The organism is Amycolatopsis sp. NPDC104819, from assembly GCF_055583145.1.
In genome coordinates this window covers 41,620-54,599 of record NZ_JBVJON010000010.1, presented here as the reverse complement: position 1 = coordinate 54,599, position 12,980 = coordinate 41,620, and the positions used below count along the sequence as shown (strand labels likewise).

Annotated in this window: 12 protein-coding genes and 1 pseudogene; 6 read left to right on the top strand and 7 right to left on the bottom strand. The window is 73.9% G+C overall.

Annotated features, from left to right (window positions below; translation table 11 throughout):
* Nucleotides 1-167: 167 nt before the first annotated feature.
* The 4 genes from ACZ63E_RS30225 to ACZ63E_RS30210 are packed head-to-tail and all read right to left on the bottom strand — an operon-like array spanning nt 168 to nt 5,561.
* A complete protein-coding gene (locus tag ACZ63E_RS30225; protein WP_465339531.1) occupies nt 168-1,280 on the bottom strand; it encodes an SWIM zinc finger family protein in 1,113 nt (370 codons plus the stop codon).
* Entirely contained in the window at nt 1,277-3,808 is a 2,532-nt protein-coding gene (locus ACZ63E_RS30220; RefSeq protein ID WP_465339529.1) for a DEAD/DEAH box helicase, read from the bottom strand. The genes ACZ63E_RS30225 and ACZ63E_RS30220 overlap by 4 nt, the downstream gene beginning before the upstream one ends.
* Before the next feature lie 44 nt (nt 3,809-3,852).
* Nucleotides 3,853-4,635: an ABC transporter permease gene (locus ACZ63E_RS30215; RefSeq protein WP_465339528.1), complete on the bottom strand. Its 783-nt coding sequence runs from the start codon at nt 4,633-4,635 to the stop codon at nt 3,853-3,855.
* A complete protein-coding gene (locus ACZ63E_RS30210) occupies nt 4,632-5,561 on the bottom strand; it encodes an ATP-binding cassette domain-containing protein (protein ID WP_465339526.1) in 930 nt (309 codons plus the stop codon). Before ACZ63E_RS30210 ends, ACZ63E_RS30215 begins: the two co-directional genes overlap by 4 nt.
* A gap of 79 nt (nt 5,562-5,640) precedes the next feature.
* Between ACZ63E_RS30210 and ACZ63E_RS30205 the strand changes: the two genes are divergently transcribed.
* Nucleotides 5,641-6,417, top strand: a complete 777-nt coding sequence (locus ACZ63E_RS30205) for a TetR/AcrR family transcriptional regulator (protein WP_465339524.1) — start codon at nt 5,641-5,643, stop codon at nt 6,415-6,417.
* Here ACZ63E_RS30205 and ACZ63E_RS30200 read toward each other — a convergent pair.
* Nucleotides 6,400-7,569, bottom strand: a complete 1,170-nt coding sequence (locus ACZ63E_RS30200; RefSeq protein ID WP_465339522.1) for a cytochrome P450 family protein — start codon at nt 7,567-7,569, stop codon at nt 6,400-6,402. The genes ACZ63E_RS30205 and ACZ63E_RS30200 overlap by 18 nt on opposite strands.
* Nucleotides 7,570-7,655: 86 nt before the next feature.
* On the opposite strand from ACZ63E_RS30200, the gene ACZ63E_RS30195 reads away from it, so the two are divergent.
* The 5 genes and pseudogenes from ACZ63E_RS30195 to ACZ63E_RS30175 all read left to right on the top strand — a co-directional run bounded on the left by ACZ63E_RS30195 (nt 7,656) and on the right by ACZ63E_RS30175 (nt 11,618).
* Nucleotides 7,656-8,699, top strand: coding sequence for a TetR/AcrR family transcriptional regulator (locus ACZ63E_RS30195; RefSeq protein WP_465339521.1), 1,044 nt, complete (start codon nt 7,656-7,658; stop codon nt 8,697-8,699).
* A gap of 63 nt (nt 8,700-8,762) precedes the next feature.
* A pseudogene (locus ACZ63E_RS30190) lies at nt 8,763-10,019 on the top strand (RNA polymerase sigma factor); the annotation flags it as partial.
* Between the two features lie 12 nt (nt 10,020-10,031).
* On the top strand, nt 10,032-10,796 hold the full coding sequence (locus ACZ63E_RS30185; RefSeq protein ID WP_465339817.1) for an alpha/beta fold hydrolase: 765 nt from the start codon (nt 10,032-10,034) through the stop codon (nt 10,794-10,796).
* Nucleotide 10,797: 1 nt separating this feature from the next.
* A complete protein-coding gene (locus tag ACZ63E_RS30180; protein WP_465339519.1) occupies nt 10,798-11,133 on the top strand; it encodes a YciI family protein in 336 nt (111 codons plus the stop codon).
* Complete coding sequence (locus ACZ63E_RS30175) at nt 11,133-11,618, top strand: GyrI-like domain-containing protein (RefSeq protein WP_465339518.1); 486 nt, start codon at nt 11,133-11,135, stop codon at nt 11,616-11,618. The genes ACZ63E_RS30180 and ACZ63E_RS30175 overlap by 1 nt, the downstream gene beginning before the upstream one ends.
* Here ACZ63E_RS30175 and ACZ63E_RS30170 read toward each other — a convergent pair whose 3' ends face one another.
* Entirely contained in the window at nt 11,619-12,074 is a 456-nt protein-coding gene (locus tag ACZ63E_RS30170) for an anthrone oxygenase family protein (protein ID WP_465339516.1), read from the bottom strand.
* A gap of 17 nt (nt 12,075-12,091) precedes the next feature.
* The gene (locus ACZ63E_RS30165; protein WP_465339515.1) at nt 12,092-12,916 is read right to left on the bottom strand and encodes a Rossmann-fold NAD(P)-binding domain-containing protein; all 825 of its coding nucleotides are present in this window, start codon (nt 12,914-12,916) and stop codon (nt 12,092-12,094) included.
* Nucleotides 12,917-12,980 lie beyond the last annotated feature (64 nt).

The window sequence follows — 12,980 nt, the reverse complement described above, 5'->3', positions numbered from 1 at the left end:
TCTCTTCCCCCCCCCCCCCCCCCTCCCCCCCCCCCCCCCCCCCCCCCCCCCCCCCCCCCCCCCCCCCCCCCCCCCCCCCCCCACCCCCAGTGGGCCCGGCGGAACCCCGCCGTCAACGCACAGGAGACAGCGGGGACCACGCTGGATACCGGGAATCCCGGCGGGTTTCAGCCCGGCAGCAACCCCGGGTCGGTCTCCGGCGGACCCGCGGGCCACCACGTGCCGTCCTCGAGCCGGTACGGGTGCCAGCGGCCCCGATGGTCGAGCCGCAACTGGACCGCGCCGGCCGTGCAGTGGTTGCGCTCGAACAGCGGCTCCTCGTCGGTGACGTCGGCGAGCGCGACCCGCGCGGCCGCCAGCACCGCCTTGGGCGGGGACCACGACGATTCGAGGACCTCAAGACCGTCACGGCCGCCGTAGCTCCAGGCCGCGACCGCCCGCCGGAAGCCGCTTCCCTCACCCAGCCGCTCCGCCACCGCCGGAAACCGCGCGGCCAGCCGGACCGCGTCGTGCCGGCGTCCCGGCCACGGCTCGCCCGCCAGCAGCGCCCGCGCCTGCCCCGACGCGTTCGCCGCCAGCAGGGCGAACGCCTCGGCCGGGACCCCGGGCGCCGCCGGGATCGCCGGCGCCCCCGACGGCTCGAACAGCGTCAGGTCCGGCAGCTCACCCGGCGTCCGGTCCACCGGGACGGCCGGGAAGTCGTCCCGCGGCGCGGTCCGGCTCTCCAGCTCCGCCCGGATCTCCCGCTCACCCAGCCCGCGCATCAGCAACAGCACGAACGGGTCCGCGTCCAGCAGCCACGACGCCTGGAACGACAACGCCGCCGCGTGCTTGCACGGCAGCTCCCAGCCCGGGCAGTCGCACTCCGGGTCGAGGTCGCCGATCCCCGGCAGCAGGTGGACTCCGGCGTCGTCGGCCGCCGTCACCAGGTCGTGCGGCATGTCCCGGTCCAGCAACGCCGCCAGGTGCCCCGCGCGCGAGGCGACCCGGTCCAGGAACCGCGTCCAGTCCGCTTCGGACAGTTCTGCCAGCCGCAGCTCGGTCCGGTACGGGCCGCCGTCGGCGTCGTCGACCACCGCCGCGATCCGGCCCGGGCTCACCGTGATCGGCCCGACCAGCCCGGCCGCGGCGTACCGGCGGCCCGCCTTGAGCTGTCGCAGGTCCAGCGCGGTGTCCTCCATCGCGCTCACCCACGCCCGCCCCCACCACGACGTCGCGAACCGCCCGCGCGTCCCCGTCGCGCCGAACGCGGGAAACCCGCGCACCCGCTCGTCGCTCATCCGCGGCTCCTCAGCTCGACGAGCTCCGCGAGCTCGGTGTCGGTCAGCTCCGTCAACGCCGCCTCGCCGCCGGCCAGCACCGCGTCGGCCAGCGCGCGCTTCTCCCGCAGCATCGCCGCGATCCGGTCTTCGACCGTGCCTTCGGTGACGAGCCGGTGCACCTGCACCGGCCGGGTCTGCCCGATCCGGTACGCCCGGTCGGTCGCCTGGTCCTCCACCGCCGGGTTCCACCAGCGGTCGAAGTGCACAACGTGGTCGGCGCGCGTCAGGTTCAGCCCGGTGCCCGCCGCCTTGAGCGACAACAGGAACACCGGCACCGCACCGTCCTGGAACCGCTTGACGAGCTCTTCGCGGCGGGGCACGGGGGTGCCGCCGTGCAGCAGCTGCGTGCCGATCCCGCGTTCCGCCAGGTGCTTCTCCAGCAGCCGGGCCATGGCGACGTACTGGGTGAACACCAGCACCGCGCCGCCCTCGGCGAGGATCGTGTCCAGCAGCTCGTCGAGCAGCTCCAGCTTCCCCGAGCGGCCGCCGCCCTCTTGAAGAGACAGAGCCTTGAGGTACTGCGCCGGGTGGTTGCAGATCTGCTTCAACGCCGTCAGCAGCTTCACGATCCGGCCGCGCCGCGCCATCCCGTCACTCCCGGCGATCTCGGCCATCATCTCCCGCACGACCGCCTCGTACAGCGCCGCCTGCTCGGGGCTGAGCGTCACCGGCCGGTCGGTCTCGGTCTTCGCCGGCAGCTCCGGCGCGATCCCCGGATCGGACTTGCGGCGCCGCAGCAGGAACGGCCGCAGCAACCGCGCCAGCCGCTCCGCCGCCCCGGGACTGCCCGCCTCGATCGGTTTCGCCCAGCGCGCCCGGAACTCCGCCAGGGACCCGAGCAGGCCCGGCGCCGTCCAGTCGAGGATCGCCCACAGCTCCGAGAGCGTGTTCTCCACCGGTGTGCCGGTCAACGCCACTCGCGCGTCGGCGGGCACCAGCCGCAACGCCTTCGCCGTGCCGGAACGGTGGTTCTTCACGTGCTGGGCCTCGTCGGCCACCAGCAGCCCCCACCGGATCCCGGCCAGCGGCGCGGGATCGGCGCGCAGGGTGCCGTAGGTCGTCAGCACGAACCCGTCGAGCTCGTCCAGCGAGCGCGCGCCGCCGTGGAAGCGCCGCACCAGCACCCCTGGGGCGAACCGGCGGATCTCGTGTTCCCAGTTGCCCAGCAGCGACGCCGGGCACACCACCAACGTCGGCCCGGCCGCGCGGTGCAGGTGCAACGCGATCAGCGTGACCGTCTTGCCCAGCCCCATGTCGTCGGCGAGGCAGCCGCCGAGCCCGAGCCCGGTCACCGTCGCCAGCCACTGCAGCCCGCGCAGCTGGTAGTCCCGCAGCGACGCGGCCAGCCCGGCCGGCGGCGCCTGCGGCTCCGGGGGTTCGGACAGCCGTTCCCGCAGCCGCGCCAGCCAGCCGTCGGTGACCACTTCGACCGGCTCGCCGTCGACGTCGGTGGTGCCCGACAGCACCGCGCCGAGCGCGTCGACCGGCGTGAGCGGCTTCAACGTCCGCTCCCGCGCCTTCGCCGCCAGCGCCGGGTCGACCAGCACCCAGCGGTCCCGCAGCCGCACCACCGGACGGCGGGCCTCGGCCAGGGCGTCCAGCTCCGCCTCGGTCAGCACCTCGCCACCCAGGGCCAGCTGCCAGTCGAACGCCAGCGCCCGGCCGCCGCCGAAGAACGCCGGCAGGTCACCGGGTGCGTCCCCGGCCCGCACCACCGCCCGCGCGGTGAGCGCCCCGGCCAGCTCGGCCGGCCAGTGCACGTCGATCCCGGCCGCCGCCAGCCGCGGCGCCGCGGCCGCGAGCAGCTCGGTCACCTCGTCCGCGCCGAGCGCCAGCCGGTCCGGGACGGCCGAGGTCAGCAACGGCCCCAGCGCCGGCCATACCTGCGCACCCCGCCGCAGCGCCAGCACGACGTCGATGCGGGCCCGCGGGCCGAAGCGGCCCGTCTCCCACAGCTCGACGGCGTCGGCGACCCGGCCGGGGTCGGCGAGGCTGTGCACCTGCACCACGGCGTCGAACCGGCCGGTGTCGAACCCGTCCGGCGCCTCGAGCCGCAGCGACACCCGGATGCCCGAGTCGAGCCCGGCGGCCAGCTCGTCGGCCCAGTCCCGCGCCGCCTCGGCCCGCTGCGGCGCGACCGCGGCGAACAACCGCGTCCCGGCCGCCTTCGCCGCGGCGGGCGTGCGCGGCAGCGTGTCGGCGACGGCGTCGAGGAACGCCCGCAGCAGCGGCCCCGGCGCCCGCTCGCCCGCGGGCATCGCCGCCGCGAGATCCCGCAGCCACGCGGCTTCCGCCGGTTCGAGCGGCCCGACGCGCCAGGCGTCGTGCCCGGCCTCGGTCACCCCCGGCAGCAACCGGCCCGCCGCGACCAGCCGCAGCGCGGCCTTCGCCGCGGTGGCCCAGAACAATGCCGACGGATCGGGATCCGTCGTGGCGAGCAACTCCGTCAGACCGTCCGTTATGGACAGTTCCCGGTCGTCGAGCACCAGGCGGCCCGCTCGTGGCGGTTCACCCGGCAGGAAATCGGTGGTCAGTTCCCCAGCCTCCCGTATCGGCGCACGGACAACGGCACGAACACCGCGAGCAGCACCAGCGGCCACACCACGGCCATCAGCACGGCGTGCTCGCTCACCCAGGACGTCCCCGCCGCCCCCGGGTTGCCGAACAGCACCCGCGCCGCCGTCACCGTGGAGGACAACGGGTTCCACTCCGCCACGGTTCCCAGCCACGCCGGCATCGTCGCGGTCGCCACGAACGCGCTGGAGAGGAACCCGAACGGGAACTCCAGCGTCTGCGCGAGCGTCACCATCGACGGATCCGTCGTCAGCAGCCCCAGGTAGATCCCCGCCCACACCAGCGCCGTGCGCAGCAGGAGCAGCAGCACCACCGCGGCCAGCGTCTCCCCGAGGCTGCCGTGCGGGCGCCACCCGACGGCGAACCCGCAGCCGAGCAGCACCGCCAGCGCGAGCACCGCGTTCACCAGATCCGCGGCCACCCGGCCGGTGAGCACCGCCGACGGCGCCATCGGCAGCGACCGGAACCGGTCGGTGACACCCTTGGTGGCGTCGTCGAGCACCGAGATCATCGTCCCCGACAGCCCGAACGCCATGGTCATGGCGAACATCCCCGGCATCAGGAACTCGCGGTAGGAGCCGCCGCCGGGCACGGTCATGCCGCCACCGAGCAGGTAGGCGAAGATCAGCACCATCAGGATCGGGAACGCCACCACGGTGGCCAGCCGGGCCGGGCGCCGCGCCAGGTGCGCGAGGTAGCGCCCGGTCAGCGTCCAGCCGTCTGCAAGGGCCCACCTCATCGCGCCACCTTCCCCGTCAGCTCCAGGAACACCTCGTCGAGCGTCGGATGCCGCAGCGCGACGTCGGCGACCACCAGTTCGGTCGCGCCCAGCTCGCGCACGACGTCGGTCAGCATCGACGGCTCGGCCGGGGCGCTGACCCGCAGTTCTTCGGTGACCGGCTCGGTCCCGGTGACGCGGGCCAGCAGTGCCGCCGCCGGGACGACGACGTCCGGGTCGGGCAGGGTCAGCTCGATCCGGGTCGCGCCGAGGGAGTCCTTCAGCTCGGCCGGAGTCCCTTCGGCGATGACGCGCCCGTGTTCGACCAGCGAGATCCGGTCGGCCAGGCGGTCGGCCTCCTCGAGGTACTGGGTGGTGAGCAGCACGGTCGTGCCGTCGGCGACCAGCGACCGCACCGCCCGCCAGACCTCGGCGCGGCTGCGCGGGTCGAGCCCGGTGGTGGGCTCGTCGAGGAACAGCACCCGCGGGGCGGCGAGCAGGGACGCGGCCAGGTCGAGCCGCCGCCGCATGCCGCCGGAGTAGGCCGACACCGGCTTCGCGCCGGTGTCGGCGAGGCCGAAGCGGTCCAGCAGGTCGTCGGCGCGGCGGGCGGCCTCGCGCCGGCCCAGGTGGTGCAGGCGGCCGAACAGCACCAGGTTCTGGCGTCCGGACAGCAGTTCGTCCACCGCGGCCTGCTGCCCGACCAGCCCGATCGACGCGCGCACCTTCGCCGGTTCGGTGGTGACGTCGAAGCCCGCGACCCGGGCGAGGCCCTCGTCGTGGCGCAGCAGGGTGGAGAGCACGCGGACGGCGGTCGTCTTGCCCGCGCCGTTGGGTCCCAGCAGGCCGTGGAGCGTGCCCGCCGGGACGGAAAGAGCGAACCCGTCCAGGGCGTACGCGGCGCCGTAGCGCTTGCGAAGTCCCTCGGCCTGGATCTGCAGGGTCATCGTCCCCCTTTACTCTGTACTGTGTACGAAGAAGAGGTTAGCACAACTCTGTACGTTGTACGAGAATCGGGTGGGCAGAATGGGCGGCGTGACCACGGAGGAGACCGGCGGCGGTGACCCGCGCCGCGCGATCGAGCTGCTCTGGGGCGTGTCGGCACCCCCGCGACGCGGCCCGAAACCGAAGCTGACCACGGCCGACGTCGTCCGCGCGGCGATCACCCTTGCCGACGCCGACACGCTCGACGCCGTCACCATCCGCGGCGTCGCCGAGCACCTCGGCGTCTCCCCCATGTCGCTCTACACCTACGTGCCCGGCCGCACGGAGCTGCTGGACCTGATGGTCGACCACGCCCACGGCGAGCTGCCCGTCCCCGAACCCGGCCTCGGCTGGCGCGCGGCGCTGACCGCGGTCGCCGACGGGCAGTGGACGCTGTTCCACCGGCATCCCTGGCTGCTGCAGGCCACCACCAGCCGCTCGGCGCTGGGTCCGAACAGCTTCGCCAAGTACGAGCACGAACTGCGCGCGGTCGAGGGCATCGGCCTGGACGACGTCGAGATGGACGCCGCCGTCGGCCTGGTCACCGGCCTGGTCCGGACGACCGCGCGCAGCTCGCTCGACGCCGCCCGCCTGGTCCGCACCAGCGGCCTGACCGACGCCCAGTGGTGGGAACGAGCCGCGCCGGTGCTGGCCGGCATCCCGGCCGCCGACGCGGCCAACTACCCCCTCGCCTCCCGCGTCGGGCAGGCCGCGGGTGAGGCCCACAACGCCGCCGAAGACCCGGCCTACACGTTCCGGTTCGGCCTCGCCCGGGTCCTCGACGGCATCGAAGCGCTGATCTCAGAGCGTCAGCGGTAGTTCCGCGGGCCGCCACGTCCCGCCGTCGGGCGCGCGCGGCACGTCACCGGCCAGCGCCAGATCCGGGAAGCGGGCGAACAGCGCCGAGAGCGCCACCTCCGTCTCGACCCGGGCGATCGACGCGCCCAGGCAGAAGTGCGGGCCGTGCGAGAACCCCAGCTGCGCCGGCCCGTTCCTGGTCACGTCCAAGCGGTCCGCGTCGGGGAACACCCGCGGGTCGCGGTCGGCCGCCACCATCGCCGCGGTCACGCGCTCGCCCTCGCGGATCACCTCGCCGCCGATCTCGACGTCTTCCCGCGCGAACCGCGGGGTGGTCAGCAGCTGCGGGCTGCAGAACCGCATCAGCTCCTCGACCGCGCCCGGCCACAACGCCGGATCCGCGCGCACAGCCGCCAACTGGTCCGGGTGCCGCAGCAGGGCTTCGACGGCGTTGGCGAGGAGATTCACCGGCGTCTGCCCGGCCAGCACCAGGTGCCAGACCAGGGTGACCAGCTCGGTGTCGGTGAGCCGGTCGTCGTCCTCAGCGCGCACGAGGTCGCCGATGAGGTCGTCACCCGGCTCGGCCCGGCTGCGCGCCACCGCCTCCTTCGCGCCCGCGATGATCTCCGGGATCGCACTGGTGAAGTCCGGGCCCACCCCACCGGCGACCGCGGCGCCGTACTGCCGCCAGCGCGACCGGTCGGCCTCGGGAATGCCCACCAGCTCGCAGATGACGTCCATCGGCAGCGGCCGGGCGAAGTGCGGGATCAGGTCGACCACACCGCCGTCGGCGTGGGCGGGCAGCTCGTCGAGCAGCCGTTCGGTGAGCACGGCGAGCCGGGGCCGGAGCCGCGCCGCGCGTTTCGGTGTGAACGCCGGCGCGACCAGGCGCCGCAGCCGCAGGTGCTCGGGCCCGTCCTGCTCGGCCATCGTCCGCAGGTACTCCAGGCAGTGCTCGGGGATGCCCGGCGGGCGCATGAAGCTCTCCGCGCGGACCTCGAACCGCGGGTCGGCGAGCATCGCGCGTGCCTCGGTGTAGCGGGTCAGTGCCCAGAACGGGCCGAAGCCGGGGATCACGAGCTTGGCCAGCGCGCCGGCTTCGCGGGCGTGGTCGTAGGCGGTGAACGGGTCAGTGAGGACCTTGAGGTCGGTCAGGTCGATTTCGGGGGTCATCCACCACTCCAGATGCTCAAATCAGATGTTCTTATCATCTCAGTGGTCACGGTATCTTGACTCATGACACCACGGCAAGGAGGACGATGGTCAGGCTCAGCAGGGCGGAGACCCAGGAGCGCAACCGCGCGAAGGTGCTCACCGCCGCCCGCGACGAGTTCGCCCGCCGCGGCTTCCGCGAGGCGAAGATCGACGTCATCGCCGAACGCGCCGAGCTGACCCGCGGCGCCGTCTACTCCAACTTCCCCGGCAAACGGGCCCTCTACTTCGCCGTCCTGGCCGACCTCGCCGAACGCGCGCCCCGGCCCGCGACCCCGCCACCGGACGCGAGCGTGTCCGACGTGCTGGCCGCGTTCGCCCGCGCCTGGGTCGCCCGGCTCCCCCTGGCCACCGACACCGACAGCGACGAGGCCCGCCTCGGCCGCGACCTGCTGCCCGAGATCCTCGCCGACGAGCACACCCGGCGGCCGTTCGCGCAGCTCATGCGCGTCGAGGCGATCCTGCTCGGGCTCGCCCTCGAACGCCGTCGCCCCGGACGGCGCCTGGTCCGCGTCGCCGAAGCCGCCCTCACCACCCTGCACGGCGCGAGCCAGCTCGCCGCCGCCGCGCCCGGCTTCGGCGAGCCGTTCCACGTCGTCACCGCCTGCGCCGCCCTGCTCGACCTCGGCCTGAGCGACGACTGGCCCGCGACCCCGCCGATCACCAGCCAGGCCAAGCCCGTCGACGAGCCGTGGCGCCCGCCCGCGGGCACCGACCTGCTGACCGGCGAGACGATCCGGCCCGGCGACGGCGTCGTGACCGTGCTCGGCCTGCACCGCGCGGCCGCGTTCGAAGAAGCCGTCCGCACCGGCGCCGACGTCACCGCGGTGCTCGTCACCAGCGACCCCGGCGAGCTCGCCCCGCTGGCCCGGCTCGCCGTCGCCGACCTGCGCGGCTGCCTCGACCAGGCGATCACCCCGCCGGCCCGGCCCCGGCTGCGGATCGTCTGCGACACCACCGGCGAGCTGGCCGCGGCCGCCGGCGTCACGGCGGTCAGCGACGCCACCGAGACGGCCGTCCGCGTCGAAAACGGCCGGATCGTCGTGCGAGCCGAAGGCTTCGGCGCCTGTCACGCGGCGGCGACCGGCTAGGTGTCGGTCCCGGCGCCCGCCGTTCGTCGGCGGGGTGACCGGAAACGTGGGGAGGTACGGGTGGTGGACGTCGAGAGCGCGGTCGCCGAGGCGTTCCGTGAGGAGTGGGGCCAGGTCGTGGCCACGCTGATCCGGATCACCGGCGACTGGGACCTCGCCGAGGAGTGCGCCCAGGAGGCCTTCGCGCTGGCCCTGCGCACCTGGCCCCGCGACGGCGTGCCGCGCCGGCCCGGCGCCTGGCTCACCACCGCCGCCCGCAACCGCGCCACCGACCGGCTCCGCCGCGACGCCCTCGGCGCCGCCAAGCTCCGGGAGGCCGGCCTCGTGAACGTCCCCGACGACCCCGACACCGACCACAGCGGCGTCACCGACGACCGGCTGCGGCTCATCTTCACCTGCTGCCACCCGGCCCTGGCCACCGAAGCCCAGGTCGCGCTCGCCCTGCGCACCCTCGCCGGGCTGAGCACCGCCGAGATCGCCCGCGCGTTCCTCGTGCCGGAAGCGACCATGTCCCAACGGCTCGTGCGGGTGAAGCGCAAGATTCGCAACGCCGGCATCCCCTACCGCGTCCCGCCCGCGCACCTGCTGCCCGAACGCACCACCGCCGTGCTCGGCGTGCTGTACCTGACCTTCAACGAGGGCTACTCCGCCAGCGCCGGGCCCGACCTGCTGCGCCCCGACCTCGCCGCCGAAGCCCTCCGCCTCGCCCGCGTCCTGGCCCGCCTGATGCCGGACGAACCGGAAGTCCTCGGACTGCTCGCGTTGCTGCTGTTCCAGCACGCCCGCCGCGCCACCCGCACCGGCGCGCACGGCGAGCTCGTCCCGTTGGAAGAGCAGGACCGCACCCGCTGGGACGCGGGTGAGATCACCGAAGGCACCCAGGTCCTGGAGACCGCGCTGCGCCGACGCCGGCCCGGGCCGTACCAGATCCAGGCCGCCATCGCGGCCTGTCACGCCACCGCCGTGACGCCCGCGAACACCGACTGGGCCCAGATCGCCGGCCTCTACGGTGAGCTGCGCAAGCACGTCCCCAGCGAAGTCGTCAAGCTCAACCGGGCGGTCGCGGTCGGCATGGCCGACGGTCCCGAGGCCGGGCTCGTGCTGCTCGAGGGCCTGACGATGACCGGCTACCACCTGCTCCCGGCCACCCGCGCGGACTTCCTGCGCCGCCTCGGCCGCCACGCCGAAGCCGCCGAGTGGTACGCGAACGCCCGCGACCTCGCGCCCACCGACGCCGAGCGCGACTACCTCACCCGAAGAATCTCCGAAACGCTGTCGGTCCAGGCCAGGCCCGTTCGTCGGTCGGGTGAACCCCGACCACCGGAGGAGCCCATGCCCACCCTCGCCGTCCCCGGCGCCACGATCACCTACGACGTCACCGGCCACGGACCCGTGCTGCTGCTGGTCCCCGGCGGCCCGGCCGACGCCGCGGTGTTCACCCACATCTGGCCGCTGCTGGCCAAAGACCACACCGTGGTCACCTACGACCCGCGCGGCCTCGGCCGCAGCCCCCTCGACGGCGAACCGGGGGACGACGTCATCCGCGAGCACGCCGACGACGTGCACCGTCTGCTCACCGAAGTCGGCCCCGCCGACGTCTTCGCCAGCAGCGGCGGCGCCATCACGATGCTCGACCACGTCCGGCGGCACCCCGGCGACGTCCGCACGCTCGTGCTGCACGAACCGCCCGTCAGCCGTTACCTGCCCGCCGCCGCCCTGGACGGCCCCGACATCCCGGCCCTCTTCCGCGACCAAGGCCTCGCCCCGGCCTTCGCCGCGTTCATGGCGCTCGTGGGTGTCGACCCCGCGCCCCCGCTCGACCCCCGGGGTGAAGGCAACTTCACCTACTTCTTCCGCCACCTGATGGCCGCCACCGGCGGCTACCAACCCGATCTCGACGCGCTCCGTGCGTCGCCCGCGCGGCTGGTCGTCGCCGTCGGCGAGAAGTCCGCCGGGACGACGGCCCACGAAGCCGCCCTCGGGTTCGCCGCCGGTCTCGAGCTCACCGCCGTCGAGTTTCCCGGCGACCACGGCGGGTTCGCCATCGAACCGGAAGCTTTCGCCGCGCGCCTGCGCGAAGTACTGGAAGGACATTGACATGCAGTACCTGCTGATCATCGCCGGCGACGAGACCGCCGAAGAACACCAGGACGACGGGTGCGGCGGCTGGAGTGAAGACCTGGCCCGCCGCGGCAAGATCCGCGGCGGCGGAGGACTGCGCCCGCCGTCGGAAGCCACCACGATCCGGGTCCGCGACGGCGAGGTCCTGCTCACCGACGGGCCGTTCACCGAAGCCAAGGAACAGATCGGCGGGTTCGTCATCCTCGACTGCGACGACCTCGACGAAGCTCTCGAGCTCGCCGCCAAGCACCCCGCCGCCGGCTACGGCAGCATCGAGGTGCGCCCGATGTTCGTCCCCGAGGAGCCCGCCTGATGCCGTCCACAGTGGACCGACCCGCCCAGCGCTACGTCGCCGAACGCGCGACGCTGGGGATCGAGCAGTTCCCGCGCATCGCCGACCGGCTGCCCCCGCTGATCGGCGCCCTCGCCGGCCACGGGGTCGTGCCTGCCGGAGCGCCGTTCTTCCGCTACCGCGTGCTGCACCCCGGCATGCGGTTCACCGTCGAGGCCGGCGTCCCGATCGAGGGTGATTTCACCCCGGAGGAACCCGCCTTCCTCGGTAAGGTCCCGGCCGGCAAGTACGTCCTCGAGACCTACGTCGGCGCGCCCGACGGCCTGGCCGCCGCCACCGCGGAGGTCCTGGCCTGGGGCGCGGCCGAAGGCCTCACGTGGGACGTCACCGAAGGCCCCGACGGCGAGGAATGGGGTGGCCGCCTGGAAGTCCTGCGCACCAACCCCCTCGACCAGCCCGACCCCACCCAGTGGGTCACCGACCTGCTGTTCCGCCTCGCCGACTGATCAGCTCCGGGTGAGCACGGCGGCGACCAGGCAGCCGAAGCCCGCCGTGCTCACCAGGGCGCGGATGACGTTCCAGCGCACCCAGACCGCCTCGAACGCCGCCCGCACCGCGGCGTAGTCGTCACCGCCGCTCTCCAGCGCGTTGTTGAGCGGGATGTTCACCACCCCGGTGATCACGACCATCGCCAGCAGGAACACGAACCCGGCGATGATCCACGGCAACGGCCGCGACCCCAGGTTGACGAACACCGCGACGCCGGCCAGCACCGGCGCGCCCAGGAACGTCAGCATGAAGACCGGGTTGACGATCGCGACGTTGATGCCCCGCATCGCCTCCACGAACGTCTTGTCGTCGCCGCGGGCGAGCCCCGGCATCACGGAGCAGGCGTAGGCGTAGAACAACCCCGCGATCAACCCGGCCGCGACCAGCGCGGCCACCAGCACCACAGTGGACATCGAGCTCTCCTTCCCCTTCACCGCGCCCAGACCCCGGTGGCCGCCGCGTCCCGGGCGAACTCGGCGAAATCCGTCGCCGGGCGGCCCAGCACCTTCGCCACGTCGTGCGTCACCGACTCGTTGCGCCCGTCGAGCACCCGGGCGAACAGCTCGGTGAGCGCTCCCACCTCGTCCTCCGGGACGCCGTACCCGACGGCCGCGGCGGCGTAGTCCTCGGCGGAAACCGGAACATAGCGGACATACCGCCCGGATGCGGCCGAAATGTCCGCGGCGGCGTCGGCGAAGCTCAGCAGCCGCGGCCCGGTCAGCTCGTAGAGCCGTCCCGTGTGCCCGGGCTCGGTCAGCACCTTCACCGCGACGTCGGCGATGTCGCGGACGTCGACGAACGGCTCGGTCACCGTGCCCGCCGGCAGCGCGATCTCCCCGCCGCGCACCGCGTCGAGCAGGAAGTGCTCGCTGAAGTTCTGCGCGAACCAGCTGCACCGCAGGACCGTCCAGCCGGTGCCCGCGTCGGCCACGATCCGTTCGCACGCCTCGGCTTCTTCCTCGCCGCGGCCCGAGAGCAGCACCACGTGCCGCACCCCTTGGGCGACGGCGAGCTCGGTGAACGCGCGGATGTCGCCGGCCGCGCCGGGCACCACCAGGTCGGGGTAGTAGGTCAGGTAGACCGAGCCGACCCCGTCGAGGGCCGGTGCCCAGGTCTCGCGGACACTCCAGTCGAACGGCGGCGCGCCGCGCCGCGACGTGATCCGCACCGGCAGGCCGTGCTCCCGCAGCCGGTCCGCCACGCGGCGCCCGGTCTTGCCGGTGCCGCCCACCACCAGGAAGTTCGTTGTTGTCATGGCAGTGAGTCAACCGGCTCCGAGTGAGACTCTCCATAGTTCAAAGCCTTGATTGCATGTTTCA

Coding starts and splice junctions, on each gene's coding strand:
- ACZ63E_RS30225 (WP_465339531.1), bottom strand. CDS start 1,280: ATGAGCGACGAGCGGGTGCGCGGGTTTCCCGCGTTCGGCGCGACGGGG.
- ACZ63E_RS30215 (WP_465339528.1), bottom strand. CDS start 4,635: ATGAGGTGGGCCCTTGCAGACGGCTGGACGCTGACCGGGCGCTACCTC.
- ACZ63E_RS30210 (WP_465339526.1), bottom strand. CDS start 5,561: ATGACCCTGCAGATCCAGGCCGAGGGACTTCGCAAGCGCTACGGCGCC.
- ACZ63E_RS30205 (WP_465339524.1), top strand. CDS start 5,641: ATGGGCGGCGTGACCACGGAGGAGACCGGCGGCGGTGACCCGCGCCGC.
- ACZ63E_RS30200 (WP_465339522.1), bottom strand. CDS start 7,569: ATGACCCCCGAAATCGACCTGACCGACCTCAAGGTCCTCACTGACCCG.
- ACZ63E_RS30195 (WP_465339521.1), top strand. CDS start 7,656: ATGGTCAGGCTCAGCAGGGCGGAGACCCAGGAGCGCAACCGCGCGAAG.
- ACZ63E_RS30185 (WP_465339817.1), top strand. CDS start 10,032: ATGCCCACCCTCGCCGTCCCCGGCGCCACGATCACCTACGACGTCACC.
- ACZ63E_RS30180 (WP_465339519.1), top strand. CDS start 10,798: ATGCAGTACCTGCTGATCATCGCCGGCGACGAGACCGCCGAAGAACAC.
- ACZ63E_RS30175 (WP_465339518.1), top strand. CDS start 11,133: ATGCCGTCCACAGTGGACCGACCCGCCCAGCGCTACGTCGCCGAACGC.
- ACZ63E_RS30170 (WP_465339516.1), bottom strand. CDS start 12,074: ATGTCCACTGTGGTGCTGGTGGCCGCGCTGGTCGCGGCCGGGTTGATC.
- ACZ63E_RS30165 (WP_465339515.1), bottom strand. CDS start 12,916: ATGACAACAACGAACTTCCTGGTGGTGGGCGGCACCGGCAAGACCGGG.